This window comes from Streptomyces sp. NBC_01716 (genome assembly GCF_036248275.1).
Lineage (GTDB): Bacteria > Actinomycetota > Actinomycetes > Streptomycetales > Streptomycetaceae > Streptomyces.
In genome coordinates, this window is record NZ_CP109181.1 from 543265 (window position 1) to 560151 (window position 16887).

The following is a 16887-nucleotide window of genomic DNA, read 5'->3' on the forward strand; positions in this document are numbered from 1 at the left end:
GGCCCCACTCGGCTCACCGGTGAGGGGGCGCGGTCCGACGGCCTTGTACGTCGCTGATCGCCGTCACGCCTGTCCGCAGCGCTCACGGAGGAGGCCGACACCGTCGCCTTCCAGGTCGTCGCAGTACGCCGCGCGCCCGGTCATGGCCATCACCAGGGCCACGGTCGAGCCGAACACGAGCGGCCCCGAACCCGTCGTGAAGTGACCGTCGTTCGCGACGAGTCGCAGGCCACCGATACGTCCCTTGGCAAGGACCACGAGGTCCGTACCGTGGTAGTACTCGGCCACCCGCGTCACGACTTCGATCGGGTGATCGCGGCGGATGCCCAGCGGGCGCCGGATGTCCTCCGCATGGACGACCGTCTCACCCAGCATGGCCAGGGCCGGGAGGGGAGGCTTGGTCGTACTCGGAACGATCCGCCGAAATCGCTCAAGCGTCTCGGCCGGGTTCGCGCCCAGCTGCTCGGCGAGCCGCATGGCCACCTGTTTGTCGAAGTCGAACCGGCAGCGGATCACACCCGCCAGCCACCGCACGGAGTTGAGGCTCGCGCCTGAGGTGAGATGGGCCAGTACCTCGCGCACCGTCAGGTCGTCGCACAGCGACCGTATCGCCCATCGCTCGTCGGTCAGGTCCGCGAGATCGGCGGCCAGCGCCGCTCGCTCGGCATGAATCAAGGGCCAGACCCCGGCCCTTCGGGCTCGGTCCGCTGTCAGTTCCGAATCAGTCACCGGAAGAGTCTCCTGTTCGAGGTCGCGCTCCGCATCGCGTCGAACAGGAGACTCTTCGCCCGGGGCAAAGTCATCGCCCGTCGTTCAACCTTCTCGACGGTCGAGCTCCGGACCAGGGTCACCCGATCCCCCACCGGCTTGACGTATTCCGATATGGGAATATGATGGCTGCCATGGCACGAGCAGCGACGACGTCGGACGCGTTCAACGCGATCGCCGAGCCGCAGCGCCGGGACATTCTGGCGCTGCTGCGGGCGGGTGAGCGGCCGGTGACCGAGCTGGCCCAGGAGCTGGGGATAAGCCAGCCGCGGACGTCCAAGCACCTGCGGGTGCTCCGGGAGGTGGGGCTGGTGCGGGTCCGCGAGGCGGGCAAGCAGCGCCTCTACGGCCTGGAGGCCCACGGGCTGCGGCCGGTCCACGAGTGGGTCGGCGGATTCGAGCGGTTCTGGAACGAGAGTTTCGACCGGCTGGACACCTACGTCCAGGACCTCAAACAGACACAGCAGGAGGAATGACCGATGGCAGGGGCAAGGCAGGAATCGCGGGCGGAGCCGGCGGGGGCCGACCGGGAGATCGTGATCTCCCGGGTCATCGACGCCCCGCGGGAGCTGGTGTTCAAGGCGTTCACCGAGGTGCGGCACCTGTCGCGGTGGTGGGGTCCGGAGGGGTTCACCACCACGACGCGGTCCTTCGAGTTCCGCGAGGGCGGGGAGTGGGTCTTCGTGCTGCACGGGCCGGACGGGACCGACTACTCCGAGTGGATCCGCTGGCTGCGGATCACCCCGCCGGAGCGGATCGCGCTGCTGCACGGCGAGACCCGCGACGACCCGAACGCCTTCGAGTCGGTCCTGACCTTCGCGCCGGACGGCGCGGCGACCCGGATCGAGATGCAAACGGTGTTCCCCACCAAGGAACTGCGCGACGAGGCGGTCGAGAAGTACCACGCGATCGAGGGCGGTCGGCAGACCCTGAGCAACCTGGCGGCCTACGTCGCCGACCTCGTACGGAAGGAGGCGGAGGGCTGATGGCCGGGAAGGTGTTCTTCAGCGTGTCGATGTCGCTGGACGGCTTCATCGCGCCCGAGTCCGTGCCCGTAGACGACTTCCTCGCGCCCGACAAGCAGGACGACCCCGACGTTCAGCACTGGATGGCGCAGTGGACGGAACTGCAACAGTGGGCGTTTCCGCTGCGATTCTTCCGGGAGAACCTGAAGCTGGGTGAGGGCGGCGAGGAGGGCCGCGACAACGACATCGCGCGGGAGACGTTCGAACGCACCGGCGCGAGCGTCATGGGAAAGCGCATGTTCGACCTCGGCGAGCAGACATGGCCGCAGGAGGCTCCCTTCCACACCCCGGTCTTCGTCGTGACGCACACCAAGCGTGATCCGTGGGAGCGGCCCGGCGGCACCACGTTCCACTTCGTCAACGACGGCATCGAGCACGCCCTCGACCAGGCCCGCGCCGCCGCCGGCGACCGCGACGTCCGCATCGCCGGCGGCGGCGCGACGATCCTGGAGCACCTGAACGCCGGCCTGGTCGACGAGTTCTCGATCACGCTGTCACCGGTGCTTTTCGGCTCCGGAACCCGCCTGTTCGACGGCGTGGACGCGTCCAGGGTCGCGCTGGAGCCGGTCCGCGCGGAGCCGACGCGGCGGGTGACGCACCTGACCTACGCAGTGCGCCCACGGTAGCCACGGCGCACGCGCCTGAATCGGCGGGCCACCACGGGGTGTCGGTTTCAGCAGGCGCACCCGCGCGCGCAGCCGCAGGCATACCCGCTTTCAGTCCTCGCGTCAGTCCCGGCGACCACCACGGGGGCACAGCACCCGTCGCCGCGCCAGGCCTCCCTGCCTTCCTTGATCGCGACGGCCGCGATGACGAGAGCAGCCACCGGGTCCGCCCATGACCAGCCCAGGGTGGCGTTGGCCAGCAGACCCACCAGGAGGACGGCGGAGAGATACGTACAGAGCAGGGTCTGCTTGGAATCAGCGACGGCGGAAGCCGACCCCAGCTCGCGCCCGGCCCGGCGCTGTGCGGCGGAGAGAAACGGCATGATCGCCAACGACAACGCGGCCAGCACGATGCCGGGGACCGAACCGTCAGCCTCCCCACCCCCGGCCAGGGCCCGAACCGCGTCCACGCTCACGTAGGCGGCGAGCGCGTAGAACGACACGGCGATGATCCGCAGCGTCCTCTTCTCCCGTGCTTCCCGTACGGAGTGCTCGCGCGCGGAGAACTGCCACGCCACAGCAGCTGCTGACGACACCTCTACGACGGAGTCCAGGCCGAAGCCGATCAACGCCGTGGAGGAGGCCAAGGTGCCGGCGGTGATCGCGACGACCGCCTCGATCACGTTGTAGACGATCGTGGCAGCGACCAACAGCCTGATGCGGCGAGCCAGGATGTCGCGCCGCGCCGACGACAGGGAGTCGAGGGATATCTGAGCAGCCATCAGCAGCAGTCCTTCTCCGCGGCGTCCGGGCACGTACGCCCCTCTGCCACGGCCACCACGACGGAACGCAGATCGTCCAGGGCATGCCCCAGCCGCTCATCGGCCAACTCGTACCGAATCCGCCGCCCGACCGGAACGGCGACCACCAGGCCGCAGTCCCGCAGACAGGCGAGATGGTTCGACAACCGGGTACGCGAAATGCCCAGCTCATCGGCCAGGTCGGACGGATGCGCCGGTGCTTCCCGCAACGCGAGCAGCAGACGGCAACGGATGGGATCGGCCAGCGCACGCCCAAAGCGGGCCAGCACCTCGATGTCGGACACAAGGTTCAGCACACGCCGACCATACACAGATCTGTGGATTCACGAAACCATGAACTCAAAGCCTGATGCGGCGGGCTGAACCCGCGCCCGGCCGCATCGGTACGTACGCGCGCACGAGCGACGAAGGCACTTCACCAGCACCTCGCCCTCCAGGCGCTTCCCACGCTCACGTGGCGACACCGGCGTTGCCCTGAACGAGTCAGAGGCCCTCCTGCGCCACAGCCCGGCCGCCTCTCACCAGACGTCGATAATCACATCTGGCCAGAATCCAGCATGAGCCTGATCGATGGATCAATAGCCTCGAATCGCTCCAGCACTTAACTACAGAGCTCTTGATATCCAGCGCCATCGCCAAGCACATTCAACAAATCGGTCGATCGATGAGCCGACGGGCGCGGGAGAAATGCCGGATGGATAGAGCGAATGCATCAGGGGGTGCATATCCGAGCGCCCCGGAAGGGCGAGAACATCACCACTACTCCCCACTGCGCCAAGTTTCGCTGAGCAGTAACTTCCCAGCAGGTAGAGCCTCAAGCCATCCGGGCCGGACTCCGGCTGCGCGGACTCTTGAAAGCCGCCCAGGATTCCCATCAGGTCGTCCGCTCTGGCCAGTGGGAGTCCGTACGACAACAAGGAAAGCTTGCCCCGATCAGGAAGCCTCCAGCCCTGCAACTGTGATCACAGCCTCCTTAACAACGCCCACGACCTTCCCCTCTCAGCAAAATCTGAACCTTTGACGGAAATTGCGAATCATCCACCATTACCGAACAGATTACGGAGCCACGGAATCCCGTGAATTGCATTCGGGCGCATTCGTTCGCGTCGTGCAATACGAGCCACCCGGACGGACATGGCAGTGACACCTCAAAGAGGTTCGCAGGAAGCACCACAGGCGGAGCCGACTTCCATACCTCGCATTCGACAGGACCGTCGACACCGGCCTGAACGCTGAAGATGAGTGAACTTCCCTCTCTGTACCAGCTGCTCGACGCCGGGTCCCAGTCGCTGACGTCGTCGTCACTTCCCGCGTCCCGCAAGATTAGACATCCGTGCTCGATTTTCGCCAGGAATGCAACCACAGGGCTATCAGCTACCATTCCTTCTTCCTCTTTCCTGGTGAAAGTTGTGAGGCGACCCCACCCTGCCGGACGGCGCAGAGCAGGCAGCGAGGATACGTCGTCTGAGGAGACCCGGGAGCGACGAGCCTGGACGGCGGCTGATGACCTGCGGACGTACACCAGCCCCGTGCCGTTCGCCCATGATCCGCTCCTGCTCGTGAACGGAGTCCTTGTTGCGCCGGTCGACCGGCGACGGACCGGTCGCGGCTCCCCCTTTTCGCGCGCACGTGGGAACCGTCCACGCATGCTCGCGACCAGTCGAGGCCGCGTGCGCCGGAAGCGCGGTCAGCGGGAACGCGGCCGGTTTCCCGGTCGAGACGCTCTTCTCATCGACGATCGCCGTGCCCGACGGTGCGTGTCCCTCTTGTCGACAGGGGCCAGCACATAGCCGATCTTGCCAGCGCGGCGAGGGCGTACGTCCCCGCGTCGGGCAGTACCGCGGTGTCGTACTCCATGCGTACGTGGCCGGTGAAGCCGGTCGCCGACACCCCCAGCGAGACGCACTCGCCCGCCTGCGCTGTGAAGGTCGCGCGTAGTGCGACCCGGTCACCTTCACCGTGCCCGTGGTGGGCGTGGCCGTGGCCGTGGCCGTGGCCGGGGTCAGCGTGTCGATGTCGACCGCACCCGCGCCGCCGCCACCCACGGACCTGTTGATCACCTGAACGCGTCGGGGCCGTACAGCCGCGCGTACATGCCCTTGGTTCGACGGCAGCCGGAGCCACGGGGCCCGCGGGAGCCGCCGGACGTACCAGCGGAGGAGCCTGAGTCGTTCCGGGTGCCGACACCGGGCTCGCGGAGAAGATCGCGCCCGGCCGTTCCGTTGCTCTACTGTGGCCGTCTGCGCGCGGACAGTGATGGACGCGCGCTGACCGACCGGCAGACTGACTTACGGGGGCCTCTCGTGCGGACCGTTTTCGTCGACCGTGTGGAGCCGTTGGAGGAGCTGCGTTCCATGGTGCTGGCGCTGGCCGCCGGCCGCGGAAGCGCGCTTCTTGTCGACGGGGTCTCGGGGATAGGAAAGTCGTCCCTGCTGGGAGAGTTCGCGCGGCGCGCGAGCCAAGCGGAGCCCGGCAGGGAGAAGTGCCGTGTGATCACGACGCACTGCCACCCGGGGATCGGCCCGGGACTCATGTACGGGCCGGTGGTCGACGTACTCCTGAAACTCGGCGCGCAGGCCGAACAACGCAGCGGGCTCCGCCGGCTTTTCGGTGGTGCGGGCAGAGGCGTCAGCACATCGGCCCCGGAACTGCTGTCCGCACTCGTCCCGGGACTGGGCGCGGTGCTGACCATCGGACGGGAGGTCACCGAGGCCGCCCTCAACTCCGGTTCCATGCCCTTCGATTCCCTCCTGCCCTTCCAGCAGGGAGCCGCCGCGCAGATCGTCGATTCACTCATCGACCAGGCACGGTCGGGGCCACCCGTGATCCTGGTGATCGACGACGTCCAGAACATCGACCCCAGCAGTCTGCTCGTGCTGGACCGTCTTCTGCGGGCGATTCCCGGCGAGCCGATCAGTCTCGTACTGAGCCATGCGACCGGTGAGGCTGCGGACGCCGGAGCCGCGAGCGTCGAGCAGTTGCTGAGGCGCTGGGAGAGCGAATCCCTCATCCGCTGCCGTTCGCTGGACGGCCTCCCTGACGACGCGGTGGACGAACTGGTGCGGTCCAGGCACCCGTTGGCCCCGCCCGCTCTCTCGGCGCGGCTGAATCTGCTGACGGCCGGTCATCCCATCTTCGTCCAGCTCTGCCTCGACGAGTGGAACCCGGCGGACGGCGACCAGGTGATCCTGCCGGAGAGCCTGTCCCGGGTCGTCGAGGACCGCATGCGGCGACTGGACGACGGGGACAGGGAGTTGCTCATCACGGCGGCCACCCAGGGTGCGGTCTTCCTGTCCAGGCCGGTGGCCGAGGCTGTCGGCGCACCCCACCCCCGCGTGATGGAACGCCTGCGCAGGATCGCCGGGGCCCGTCAGCTCATCTCCCCCGCCGAGCCGCCCGCCTGGGCGCAGGCCGAGGCGTCGGACTGCTACCAGTTCGAACACCGGGCCCTGCGGCAGGTGTTGTACACCCAGCAGAGCCCACAGCAGCGGCGTTCCCGCCACGCCCGCATCGCGGCGGCGCTGTCCGCCGAGGGGCCCCACTCGACGCTCCTGGAGCGCCGTCTGGAGATCGCCCACCACCTTGATCAGGGCGGGTACGAGTGTCTGGCCGCGTCCGCACGGGCGCACTACGCGCTGGCCCGCTCGGCCGCCATCGACGGGCTGTCCTTCGCCGAGGCCGAACGCCACTGCGAGAAGGCGATCAGCGCGGCCCGGTCGCTTCCGCGGAGCGAACCCGGGCGGGACCGTCAACTGGTCGAGGCCATCGAGCTGTTGCTGTCCCTGACCGAGGTCCGCTGGCGCGGACAGCACGGGCCTGAGGGGGTGCCGGGGATCGACGAGTTGGCCGCCGAGGCCGAAGAGGCGGCGGAGCGCTGTCAGGCTCCCGAGCTCATCGCCCGTACGACGCTGCTGCGGGGCAAGACCCTGCTCGCCACCCAGGGACTGATGCCGGCCCTGGACAAGCTCCGCGAGGCGGTCGGTATCGCGGAGCGGCAGAACGACCCGGTCGCCCTGTTCGTGGCCAAGGTCGAGTACGGCCGGCAGGCGTCCAAGCGCAAACTCAGCGAAGGCCTGGAGCAGTTGACGGAGGCCGAGCGTCTGTACGCGTCCGAGCCCCGGCTCGGCGGCAGCGGCGATCCCGTGCTCCAGCACGCCCGGAACCTCAACGAGATGCAGCTCGGCATCACGCTCTTCGACCACGGACGTCTCGCCGACGCGCTCGGCCGCCTCCAGCGCTGCACCGACCGTCTGCGCGAGGAGCCGCTGCACGCCGAACTCCCCATCGCCCTCAACTACTTGGCGCAGGTCCAGATAGGGATCGGCAGATTCCAGGCCGCCGCGACGGTGCTGGAAGAGGCGCGGGAAATGGAATCGGCCCGGGGAGGCGACAGCGGCTGGCACGCCTACAACACGGCCTTGCTCGCCCACCTGCGGGCCAAGGATCCGGGCGGACGGGACGAGAGCCTGAGGCTGATCGAAGAGGCCTGGCTGGAGACCGAGCGCACCTGGCTCATCAACCTCGTACCGATCGTCCGAAACGTGTACGCCCAGGTGTTGCTGGACACGGCGCAAGGCAGCGCGACCTCGCGGAGCGGCGCGGAGGCACTCGCGGCAAGCGACCGGCTGGCGAGCGAGACGGTGGTCGAGACCCGGCGTACGGGAATGCTCCGCAGCGAGATCGCGGCCCTTTCCCTGCGTGGGCGGATCAAGCTGAGGCAGAGTGAGACGGCGGACGCCGCGGACTTCGCCCGGCAGGCCGTCCAACTCCTCGACCAGAGCGGTGACATGCCGGCGCTGCGGAGCGAGGAAGTCTTCTATCACGCCGCCCGGAGCCTCGCCGCGGTCGGTGCCGACGCGGAGGCGATGGCGTTGCTGGAGCAGGCCCGGGAGAAGGTGGCGGAGAAGGCGGGCAGTCTCAACAACGACGAGATGCGGCGGGAATTCATGGAGGAGCCGCTCAACCTGGCGATCACGCTGGGTGAACTGGGCGAACCGGGCCAACTGGGCGGTGGATGAGGGTATGCACGATCACAGCGGAACACCCGCCGGGCAGTTGAGGCTCGGTGCGGCGGGCATGGTCACCATCAGCAAGCAGTTCCACTTCTCGGCCGGGCACGTCCTGGACGTGCTGCCCTCGTGGCACCAGTGCGCCCGTATGCACGGGCACAACTACGTCGTCGTCATGGAACTGGCGGCGCATCCCGACGACTTGACCGACGCCGGTTTCGTACGGGACTACGGAGACCTGGACAGGTTCAAGACCTGGCTGGACGAGACCCTCGACCACCGGCATCTCAACGACGTCATGGACGTCTCCACGTCGGCCGAGAACATCGCGCTGTGGATCTTCAGCCAGTGGTCCGGGGAGTATCCCGAACTGACCGCAGTGTGGGTGTCGGAGACACCCAGGACGTGGGCCGTCTACCGGGTGGAGCCACGCCGGAACACGCCCTAGCGGGGAACGGCCCCCGCGCTTAGACCAGTTGGTCGTGAAGGACCGGGAGGGACTTCAGTTTCTCGTGGCTCTCCGTGCCGGGTGGTGCGGTGAAGACCGTGAGGAGCTGGGAGTCGTCCGGGTCGAGCAGAGTCTGGCCGTGCAGTTCCAGGGAGCCGATCCGGGGGTGGTCGATGTGCTTGGGGTCGCAGTACGGGCCGATGACCGGGTGTTCGCTCCAGATCGCGGCGAACTCCTGGCTGGTTCCGAGCAGTTCGCCGACGAGGGCGGCTGTGCGGGGGTCGGCCGGGGCGCGGGTGTGTGTGGCCAGCAGTTGGGCGGTGATCGTACGGCCGTGCCTGGCGTGGTCCTCGGGCGGGAGGAGGCTCCGTGCCGCGGGGTCGGTGAACCAGCGGTAGGCCAGGGCGCGCCGGGGTCCGGTGTACCGGGTCTGGTCGCCGAAGAGGAGCGTGGAGAGCCGGTTCTGGGCGAGGGTCTCGCCGAGGCGGTTGAAGATCTGCGCCGGGGTGTCCTCCATGCGCTCGAAGACCGCCAGCATCCCGGGGTTGATGCGGTCGGTGCGCGGGACACGCCGGGGGGTGGGGTATCCGGCCAGGCGGCACAGGTGGTCGTATTCCGCCGGGGAGAGCCGCAGGGCGCGTGCGATGGCCGAGAGCATCTGCTCGGAGGGGCGTGGCCCGCGCTGCTGCTCGATACGGGTGTAGTAGTCCGTCGACATGTTGCTGAGGTGGGCGACCTCCTCACGGCGCAGACCGCCGGTGCGCCGGCGCCGCGTACGGGGCAGCCCCACGTCCTCGGGCTGGAGGCCCTCGCGCCGGGTGCGCAGGAAGTCGGCCAGGTCGGCGCGGTCCATGCGCCCACACTCCTCTCGCTGACATGCCATTCGGCCCCGGTGGCCTAGCGGCATGATCACCCTCTGCTGTCAGCGCGGCTAGGGTGAGGTGTATTCCCCCGGCGTGACCTGGATCACGGGACACTCTGTCCCTGGTTGCGCTTCCCGGACCTTGTGACGCTCGCAGTCATGAACACCGACAGCGCACTCACCTTCCCCTCCCCCGCCCACTGGATCGACGGCCGCGCCGTCCCCTTCGACGGTCCCTTGATCGAGGTCGTCAACCCCGCCACCGGCGATGTCGTCGCCGCCGTCCCCGACGGCACGGCGGCCGACGCCGACCGCGCCGTGGCGGCGGCGAACGCCGCCTTCCCGGGGTGGGCGGCGACCGACCCGGCCGAACGCGCCGCTGTCGTACGGCGCATGGGCGCGGGTCTGGAGCGGCGCGGTGAGGAGATCGCCGCCGCCATGACCGCAGAGATGGGCGCCGCGCGCTCCCTGACGGGCACGCTGGCCGTCGCCCTGCCCCCGATGACGGTCGCCGCCCTCGCCGACGTCGCGGAGAAGTTCCCGTGGACCGAGGAGATCGCGAACTCGCTGATCGTGCGGGAGCCGGTCGGCGTGGTCGCGGCGATCGTGCCGTGGAACTTCCCCGTCCAGCAGATCGTCACCAAGGTGGTCCCGGCCCTGCTCGCGGGCAATTCCGTGGTCCTCAAGCCGGCCGAGGCCGCCCCGCTGGCGGCGCGGATCTTCGCCGAGGTCACCGCCGAGGCCGGGCTGCCCGCCGGAGTGTTCAACGTCGTGCACGGCACCGGCCAGGTGGTCGGCGAGGCGCTGGCCGCACACCCGCGCGTGGACATGGTGTCCTTCACCGGTTCGACCCGGGCGGGGAGGCGCGTCTCCGCCGTCGCGTCCGAGACGGTCAAGCGGGTCGCCCTGGAGCTCGGCGGCAAGTCCGCGAACATCATCCTGCCGGACGCCGATCTGAAGGCCGCCGTCACCGGCGGTCTTGCCGTCGCCTGGGCCAACAACGGCCAGGTCTGCGGCGCGTACAGCCGGATGCTCGTCCCCGCAGAACTGCACGACCAGGTCGTCGGCCTGCTGCGGGAGGCCGCCGCCGAGTACACGGTCGGCGACCCGGCCGACGAGAGCGTACGCCTGGGGCCGCTGGCCTCCGAGACGCAGCGCGAACGCGTCACCGCGTACATCGAGCGGGGCATCGCCGACGGCGCCACCCTGGTCCTCGGCGGCCTCGGCCGCCCCGACGGCCTGACCGGCGGTGCGTACGTGAGGCCCACGATCTTCGCCGACGTCGACCCGGGGTCGGTGATCGCCCAGGAGGAGATCTTCGGCCCGGTCCTGGCGGTCATCCCCTACACGGACGACGACCACGCCGTGGAGATCGCCAACAGCACGATCTACGGCCTCACCGGCGCTGTGTTCGGCGAGGAGGAGCACGCCATGGCCGTCGCCCGGCGCATGCGCACCGGACAGGTCGACATCAACGGCGCGCGGTTCAACCCCTTCGCCCCGTTCGGCGGCTACAAGCAGTCCGGCAACGGCCGTGAGTACGGCCGCCAGGGCCTGGAGGAGTTCCTGGAGACCAAGGCGATCCAGCGCTGAACAGCCGGTGCTGAACGCCGGCATTGAACCGCCGGTGACGGAAAGCGAACGGCTGTAAATGGCCGGGGCATTGGTCTAGGCCAACTGCCCCGGTCCCTGTAAATTCATCCGTGGCCAGTAAGCCAACGATCCCCACACCCGGGTTGCGTGCTGGTGCGCGGGCGATGCCCAAGAACTCTGCCCCGAGCAGCCGGGTCACCTCCCCCGTTCGCCGCCTCTAGGAGTCACGGTGAAAGTTCGCACCAGAAGCTCGGTGATCATCAGCGCCGTCTGCCTCGTCGCTTCTCTCGCCCTCACCACAGCGTCCGCCGACGAGCCCGCCGCCTCACGCGAGGCGGCCGGAGTCGAGTTGACTCAAGTGGCCACGGCCCAGAATCCGATCGCCGGCACCGCCGGTCCGGGTGGCCAGGTCTGGATCGCCGAACGCGCGGGTACTGTACGGGTCTTGGGCGCACAGGGACTCGGAAGACCGGTCCTCGACATCTCCGCCGAGACCACCACCGACGGTGAACGCGGCCTGCTGGGCATCGCGTTCGACAAGGGCCAGAAGCACTTCTACATCTCGTACACGGATCTCGAAGGCACCAGCACCGTGGACGAGTTCACGATGCGGTACGGAAAGATCCAGCCGAACACCCGGCGCACCGTCATCACCCAGACGCAGCCGTACGAGAACCACAACGGCGGCGACATCAAGTTCGGCCCCGACGGTTACCTCTACATCGCGCTGGGCGACGGCGGCGCGGGCGGGGACCCGCACGGCAACGGGCAGAAGCTCGACACGCTGCTCGGCAAAATGCTGCGCATCGACCCGAACGGCGCGAAGCCCTACGCGATCCCGGCGGACAACCCGTTCGTGGGCGACCCGAACGCCAGGGACGAGATCTGGGCGTACGGCCTCCGCAACCCCTGGCGCTTCTCCTTCGACGCGGGCACCGGCGACATGCTGATCGGCGACGTCGGCCAGAGCGACTGGGAGGAGATCGACTGGGCCTCGGCGAAGAGCGACGGTGGCGAGAACTACGGCTGGGCGTCGATGGAAGGCACCCACCCCTTCCGCGGCGGCACGGAGCCCGCGAACCATGTGCCGCCGGTGTACGAGTACGACCGGCTCGGGCTCGGCTGCTCGGTGACCGGCGGCTTCGTCTACCGCGGATCGGCGATCCCTGGACTCAGGGGGCAGTACCTCTACAGCGACTACTGCGACGGCACGGTCCGCACCCTGAAGCTCAAGAACGGCAAGGTGACCGGCCAGGGCGACCTCGGGGTCAACCCCGGCGAGGTCATCTCATTCGTCCAGGGCGGCGACCGAGAGCTGTACGTGCTCACGCTCGGCGGCAGCATCTCGCGTATCGACCCCGCGTGAGCACCGCTTCCGCGGCGTCCTGACAGCTGAACACCGGACAGGCCCGGTGCCGGGACATCGGCGCCGGGCCTGATCCGCTCAGCGCAGCGCGCGAGCCGCCACCCGCAGGTCGGCCAGAAACCCGGCGTAGGCCGCCTCACGATCGTCGGAGCGCAGAACCGCGGACGGGTGCAACGTGATGAGGACCGTTGCCTGTTCCGCCCGCGTCGCCTCGCTCCCCGGGGAGGAGGCAGCGGGACCGTACTCCCCCGGTCCTTCGTCACCCGGAACGAGGGACCCAGCAGTGACCGAACGGCGACGGCGCCGAGCCCCACCACCATCTCGGGCCTCACCAGGCGCAGTTCGGCGTCGAGCCATGGGCGGCAGGCAACCGTCTCGCGCAGACTCGGCGGTTTGTGGATACGCCGCCTGCTCCGCCCGAAGCGGGTGAACTTGAAGTGCTTCACCGCGTTGGTGAGATACGCCGGCTCCTCGTCGAGCCCCGTCTCCTTCAGCGCCCGCCTCAGCAGATGCCCGGCCGGACCGACGAACGGCCGGCCCTGCCGGTCCTCCTGGTCCCCGGGCTCCTCGCCGACGAGCATGAGCCGTGCCGAACTCGTACCCGATCCGAAGACCGTGCCCGTCGCGTCCTCGTAGAGGGGGCAGCCGTGGCAGTCGGCGGCGGCCCGCCGGTGCGCGGGAAGGCCGCCGCGGTCGGGCAGGAAGGGCTCGGCGTCGTAACGCTCCGGGTCGTAACGCTCCGCGTCGTTCCGCTCGGCGTTCTCATCTGGGTTCTCATCGGTGCCGCTCGTGGACGTCATGCTCCGGCTCACCTCCGGGGTCGGCGGGCGGACCTCGGCCCACGTCGCCGACCGTACGGCCGGCGGACGGGGCCCGCACGGCGAGACGCCGTACTGCGGCGGTGTGACCGGTCAGTGCGGTCCCCGACCTCTCAGTAGCGGACGTCGCTCTGGAGCAGCGGCGGATACACGGCGGATTCCTGGCCGTCCACCGTGGTCCCGGCGAACTGAAGCATCGCGCGCTGCCCGCCGTGCATGGGCGCCGGGTAGTCGAGCGTCGGCACGGAGGCCTCGTCCAGGGCGCGTACGTGTTCCGGGCTGAGCGTGGTCTCCAGGGCGACGAGATTGTTCTCCAGGTGCTCCACGCGACGGGCTCCCACGATCGGTACGACGCTGCCCTCCCGGGCCCGCAGCCAGGCGAGGGACACCGCGGCGGAGCTGGTGCCCAGTTCGTCGGCGATGGCGGCCACCGTGTCGATGACCGCGTACTCCGACTCACTGGGCCCGCCGACGAACGCGCTGCGCGCGGAGTCGGTGACCTCGGCGCCGCGCCGGTACTTGCCGGAGAGGAAGCCGTTCTTCAGAGGGCTCCAGGGCACCAGGGTCATTCCCTGGTCCCGTGCCAGCGGGGCGATCTCGCCCTCCACGGTGCGGGCCAGCAGCGAGTACTCGACCTGAAGCGCGATCAGCGGGGTCCAGCCCCTGAGCTGGGCCATGGTCTGCGCCTGCGCGGTGACCCACGCGGGCACGTTGGAGAACCCGATATAGCGGATCTTGCCCGCCCGTACGAGGTCGTCGAGGGTCCGCATGGTTTCCTCGATCGGGGTGTCGCGGTCCCAGTTGTGCAACCAGTACAGGTCCAGATAGTCGGTGCCCAGCCGGCGCAGCGACTCGTCGAGCTGGGCGGTGATCGACCCACGGCCCGCGCCGCCGCCGTTGGGGTCCCCGGGGAACATGTTGAAGAAGAACTTGGACGCCAGCACGGTGTGCGAACGCAGCCCGGGGTGCGCGGCGAAGTAGTCCCCGAGAATCTTCTCGGAGTGGCCGTTGGTGTAGAAGTTCGCGGTGTCGATGAAGTTCCCGCCCCGGTCCAGGTAGGCGGTCAGGATCTTCTCCGACTCCGCCACGCTGCAGCCCGCGCCCCCGGGGTCCTGCCCGAAGGTCATGGCGCCCAGTGCGAAGGGGCTGACCCGCAGTCCCGAGCGGCCGAGGGTGACGTAATGGTCGAGTGACATGAGTTCCGCCTTTTGCTGGATGACGTACAGGAACGAACACCTCCAGCACACCTCACACGGGGCGGGCGGGTGTAGACCGATCCGCTCGGACTCTTGCACGATCCTGCCGAGTTCGCCCGGATCAGGCTTGCCCGGACCGGCCTGGAGTGCTTTCGTGGAGCGCATGGCCACCACGACCGAACTGCTCGACGAACTCAGGACGCTGATCGCGTCCCACGCGCGCGCGGACGGAGGTTCCACGATCGACGGGCTGCTGCTGTCCCGGGTCGAGACCGTCGAACCGCATCATTCGCTGACCGAGCCGCTCCTGGTGATCATGGCCCAGGGCGGCAAGCGGCTTCTGCTCGGTGACGAGGTGTACGAGTACCGGGCGGGCCAGTATCTGATCGTCACCACCGATCTCCCGGTCAGCGGCCACTTCCTCGGTGCCCGCCCCGACCATCCCTCCCTCGGTCTGGGACTCGTGCTGCCGCCGGGCGCGATCACGCCGCTGCTGCTGGAGAGCACGGCCCAGCGCCGTACGCGCGGCGCCGCCGCACCACCGGCCATCGCCACCGGGGAAGCCGGCCGCGAACTGCTCGACGCCGTGACCCGGCTGGTGCGGCTGCTCGATCACCCCGCCGACGCGCCGGTACTCGCTCCGCTGATCGAGCGGGAGATTCTGTGGCGGCTGCTCTCCGGGCCACACGGCGGCATGATCCGCCAGATCGGTCTGCCCGACAGCAATCTGACCCATATCAACCGGGCGGTCCAGTGGATCCGCGACAACTACGCCGAGCCCCTGCGCATCGACGACCTCGCCCGGCTCGCCGGGATGAGCGCCTCGGCGTTCCACCGGCACTTCCGCACGATCACCGCGACCAGTCCGCTGCAGTTCCAGAAACTCATCCGGCTCCAGGAGGCCCGTTCCCTGCTGCTCGCCCAGCCGAACGACGTCGCGGGCGCCGGGCACCTGGTCGGTTACGACAGCCAGTCCCAGTTCACGCGCGAGTACCGCAGGCTCTTCGGCGCACCGCCCGGCCGCGACGCGGCACGCCTGCACGCCGCGGCCGGTCCTGTCGAAGGCCGACGGCTGCCGTAGGAGACCGCTCCAGCAGACGAGTGTACGTTCGTACGCTCTGGCTGTACGCTCGCGCTCATGACTGTTGACGTGCTGCGCCCGCCTGCCCCGGCCGAGCGGCAGGCTCGGGCGGGTGTGGCCGTGCTGTTCCTCACCAACGGGGCGCTGTTCGCCAATCTCCTGCCGCGCTTTCCGCAGATCAAGGCGGACCTCGGCATCGGTAACGCGGCCTACGGACTGGCCGTCGCGGCCTTCCCGGCGGGCGCCATCGCGGCCGGTCTCGCGGCGGGGGTGCTCATCCGCCGGCTGGGGTCCGGGCGCGTGGCCGTGGCCGGCACAGTGCTGACCGGCGTGGGTGTGCTGGCCGCCGGTACGGCCAACTCCGTGGTGCTCTTCGCGACAGCGCTGTTCCTGGCCGGGGCGATGGACGCGATCACCGATGTGGCGCAGAACGCCCACGGGCTGCGGGTGCAGCGCCGTTACGGCCGCTCGATCATCAACTCCTTCCACGCCATCTGGTCCATCGGCGCGGTCCTCGGAGGCTCGATGGCCGCGGGGGCGATCGCGCTCGGCCTGTCGCGGGGGCAGCATCTGCTGATCTCCGGCGTGGTGTTCGGGATCGCGGCCTGTGTCGCCCTGCGGTTCTGTCTGACCGGGCCCGACACCGAACCGGCCGTGGAGGGGACGGACGCGGAGGCCGCGGAGTCGGTGCCACGGCGGGAGGAGCGTACGAAAGCGCATCCGCGTACCGCTTACGTCCTGGCGGCGCTCGTCCTCATCGCGGCGGCCGGCGCGCTTGTCGAGGACGCGGGCAGCTCCTGGGCCGCGCTCTATCTCTCGGACTCGCTGCATGCCTCGGGGACGCTGGCGGCCTCCGGCTACATCGCCCTGGTCGGGGCACAGTTCGTGGGCCGCATGATCGGTGACAGGCTGGTCGACCGGTTCGGGCAGCGTACGGTCGCACGCTCCGGCGGGCTGATCGCCGCGGTCGGTATGGGCCTGGCCCTGGCGGTACCGACGGCGAGCGGAACGATCCTCGGGTTCGCGGCGGCCGGGTTCGGGGTGGCGACGCTGGTGCCCGCGGCGATGCACGAGGCCGATGAACTGCCGGGTCTCAAGCCCGGGTCGGGGCTGACGATCGTCTCCTGGCTGATGCGGCTGGGCTTCCTGCTCTCGCCACCGGCCGTCGGGCTCGTCGCCGACGCGACGAGTCTTCGGGTAGGCCTGCTGGTGGTGCCTTTCGCAGGCCTGCTGGTGATCCTGCTCGGCGGGGTGCTGGGGCCCCGGCGGCGGGGGCCTGCCTGATTCGAGGACAG

General features: G+C 69.3%; 15 protein-coding genes and 1 pseudogene. 9 read left to right on the forward strand and 7 right to left on the reverse strand.

What is annotated here, in order from left to right:
* Positions 1 to 63 precede the first annotated feature (63 nt).
* Positions 64 to 729 carry a maleylpyruvate isomerase family mycothiol-dependent enzyme gene (locus OIE74_RS02405; protein WP_329377880.1) on the reverse strand — a complete coding sequence of 222 codons (666 nt, stop codon included), beginning with the start codon at positions 727 to 729 and terminating at the stop codon, positions 64 to 66.
* A 173-nt stretch (positions 730 to 902) separates the two neighbouring features.
* On the opposite strand from OIE74_RS02405, the gene OIE74_RS02410 reads away from it, so the two are divergent.
* The 3 genes from OIE74_RS02410 to OIE74_RS02420 are packed head-to-tail and all read left to right on the forward strand — an operon-like array spanning position 903 to position 2419.
* Entirely contained in the window at positions 903 to 1244 is a 342-nt protein-coding gene (locus OIE74_RS02410) for an ArsR/SmtB family transcription factor (protein ID WP_329377882.1), read from the forward strand.
* Positions 1245 to 1247: 3 nt separating this feature from the next.
* On the forward strand, positions 1248 to 1754 hold the full coding sequence (locus OIE74_RS02415; protein WP_329377884.1) for an SRPBCC family protein: 507 nt from the start codon (positions 1248 to 1250) through the stop codon (positions 1752 to 1754).
* On the forward strand, positions 1754 to 2419 hold the full coding sequence (locus OIE74_RS02420) for a dihydrofolate reductase family protein (RefSeq protein ID WP_329377886.1): 666 nt from the start codon (positions 1754 to 1756) through the stop codon (positions 2417 to 2419). The genes OIE74_RS02415 and OIE74_RS02420 overlap by 1 nt, the downstream gene beginning before the upstream one ends.
* 47 nt (positions 2420 to 2466) lie before the next feature.
* Here OIE74_RS02420 and OIE74_RS02425 read toward each other — a convergent pair whose 3' ends face one another.
* From OIE74_RS02425 to OIE74_RS38535, 3 genes are all read right to left on the reverse strand, one after another.
* On the reverse strand, positions 2467 to 3180 hold the full coding sequence (locus OIE74_RS02425) for a cation transporter (protein WP_329377888.1): 714 nt from the start codon (positions 3178 to 3180) through the stop codon (positions 2467 to 2469).
* Entirely contained in the window at positions 3180 to 3515 is a 336-nt protein-coding gene (locus OIE74_RS02430; protein ID WP_329377890.1) for an ArsR/SmtB family transcription factor, read from the reverse strand. Before OIE74_RS02430 ends, OIE74_RS02425 begins: the two co-directional genes overlap by 1 nt.
* 309 nt (positions 3516 to 3824) lie before the next feature.
* Entirely contained in the window at positions 3825 to 4175 is a 351-nt protein-coding gene (locus OIE74_RS38535; RefSeq protein ID WP_443076002.1) for an SUKH-4 family immunity protein, read from the reverse strand.
* Between the two features lie 1347 nt (positions 4176 to 5522).
* Here OIE74_RS38535 and OIE74_RS02435 point away from each other — a divergent pair.
* A complete protein-coding gene (locus OIE74_RS02435) occupies positions 5523 to 8237 on the forward strand; it encodes an ATP-binding protein (RefSeq protein ID WP_329377892.1) in 2715 nt (904 codons plus the stop codon).
* A 58-nt stretch (positions 8238 to 8295) separates the two neighbouring features.
* The gene (locus tag OIE74_RS02440) at positions 8296 to 8676 is read left to right on the forward strand and encodes a 6-pyruvoyl trahydropterin synthase family protein (RefSeq protein ID WP_329392141.1); all 381 of its coding nucleotides are present in this window, start codon (positions 8296 to 8298) and stop codon (positions 8674 to 8676) included.
* Positions 8677 to 8695: 19 nt separating this feature from the next.
* Here the strand turns inward: OIE74_RS02440 and OIE74_RS02445 are convergent, their stop codons facing one another.
* Positions 8696 to 9529 (reverse strand): helix-turn-helix transcriptional regulator, encoded by an 834-nt coding sequence (locus OIE74_RS02445; RefSeq protein ID WP_329377894.1) that lies wholly within the window; start codon positions 9527 to 9529, stop codon positions 8696 to 8698.
* Between the two features lie 168 nt (positions 9530 to 9697).
* Between OIE74_RS02445 and OIE74_RS02450 the strand changes: the two genes are divergently transcribed.
* Positions 9698 to 11131: an aldehyde dehydrogenase family protein gene (locus OIE74_RS02450; RefSeq protein ID WP_329377896.1), complete on the forward strand. Its 1434-nt coding sequence runs from the start codon at positions 9698 to 9700 to the stop codon at positions 11129 to 11131.
* 229 nt (positions 11132 to 11360) lie between these two features.
* Positions 11361 to 12497 (forward strand): PQQ-dependent sugar dehydrogenase, encoded by a 1137-nt coding sequence (locus tag OIE74_RS02455; RefSeq protein WP_329377898.1) that lies wholly within the window; start codon positions 11361 to 11363, stop codon positions 12495 to 12497.
* A gap of 78 nt (positions 12498 to 12575) precedes the next feature.
* Here the strand turns inward: OIE74_RS02455 and OIE74_RS02460 are convergent.
* Both OIE74_RS02460 and OIE74_RS02465 read right to left on the reverse strand, forming a co-directional pair.
* Positions 12576 to 13297, reverse strand: a pseudogene (locus tag OIE74_RS02460) (UdgX family uracil-DNA binding protein).
* 131 nt (positions 13298 to 13428) lie between these two features.
* Positions 13429 to 14511 carry an aldo/keto reductase gene (locus OIE74_RS02465; RefSeq protein ID WP_329377900.1) on the reverse strand — a complete coding sequence of 361 codons (1083 nt, stop codon included), beginning with the start codon at positions 14509 to 14511 and terminating at the stop codon, positions 13429 to 13431.
* 163 nt (positions 14512 to 14674) lie between these two features.
* Between OIE74_RS02465 and OIE74_RS02470 the strand changes: the two genes are divergently transcribed.
* Positions 14675 to 15592, forward strand: a complete 918-nt coding sequence (locus OIE74_RS02470; protein ID WP_329377902.1) for an AraC family transcriptional regulator — start codon at positions 14675 to 14677, stop codon at positions 15590 to 15592.
* A gap of 57 nt (positions 15593 to 15649) precedes the next feature.
* The gene (locus OIE74_RS02475) at positions 15650 to 16876 is read left to right on the forward strand and encodes an MFS transporter (RefSeq protein ID WP_329377904.1); all 1227 of its coding nucleotides are present in this window, start codon (positions 15650 to 15652) and stop codon (positions 16874 to 16876) included.
* Positions 16877 to 16887 lie beyond the last annotated feature (11 nt).

Bases quoted from the DNA above. Each gene is read 5' to 3' on its own strand.
- OIE74_RS02420 (WP_329377886.1), top strand. From the start codon at position 1,754: ATGGCCGGGAAGGTGTTCTTCAGCGTGTCGATGTCGCTGGACGGCTTC.
- OIE74_RS02425 (WP_329377888.1), bottom strand. From the start codon at position 3,180: ATGGCTGCTCAGATATCCCTCGACTCCCTGTCGTCGGCGCGGCGCGAC.
- OIE74_RS02445 (WP_329377894.1), bottom strand. From the start codon at position 9,529: ATGGACCGCGCCGACCTGGCCGACTTCCTGCGCACCCGGCGCGAGGGC.
- OIE74_RS02450 (WP_329377896.1), top strand. From the start codon at position 9,698: ATGAACACCGACAGCGCACTCACCTTCCCCTCCCCCGCCCACTGGATC.
- OIE74_RS02465 (WP_329377900.1), bottom strand. From the start codon at position 14,511: ATGTCACTCGACCATTACGTCACCCTCGGCCGCTCGGGACTGCGGGTC.
- OIE74_RS02440 (WP_329392141.1), top strand. From the start codon at position 8,296: ATGGTCACCATCAGCAAGCAGTTCCACTTCTCGGCCGGGCACGTCCTG.
- OIE74_RS02410 (WP_329377882.1), top strand. From the start codon at position 903: ATGGCACGAGCAGCGACGACGTCGGACGCGTTCAACGCGATCGCCGAG.
- OIE74_RS02415 (WP_329377884.1), top strand. From the start codon at position 1,248: ATGGCAGGGGCAAGGCAGGAATCGCGGGCGGAGCCGGCGGGGGCCGAC.
- OIE74_RS02470 (WP_329377902.1), top strand. From the start codon at position 14,675: ATGGCCACCACGACCGAACTGCTCGACGAACTCAGGACGCTGATCGCG.
- OIE74_RS02475 (WP_329377904.1), top strand. From the start codon at position 15,650: ATGACTGTTGACGTGCTGCGCCCGCCTGCCCCGGCCGAGCGGCAGGCT.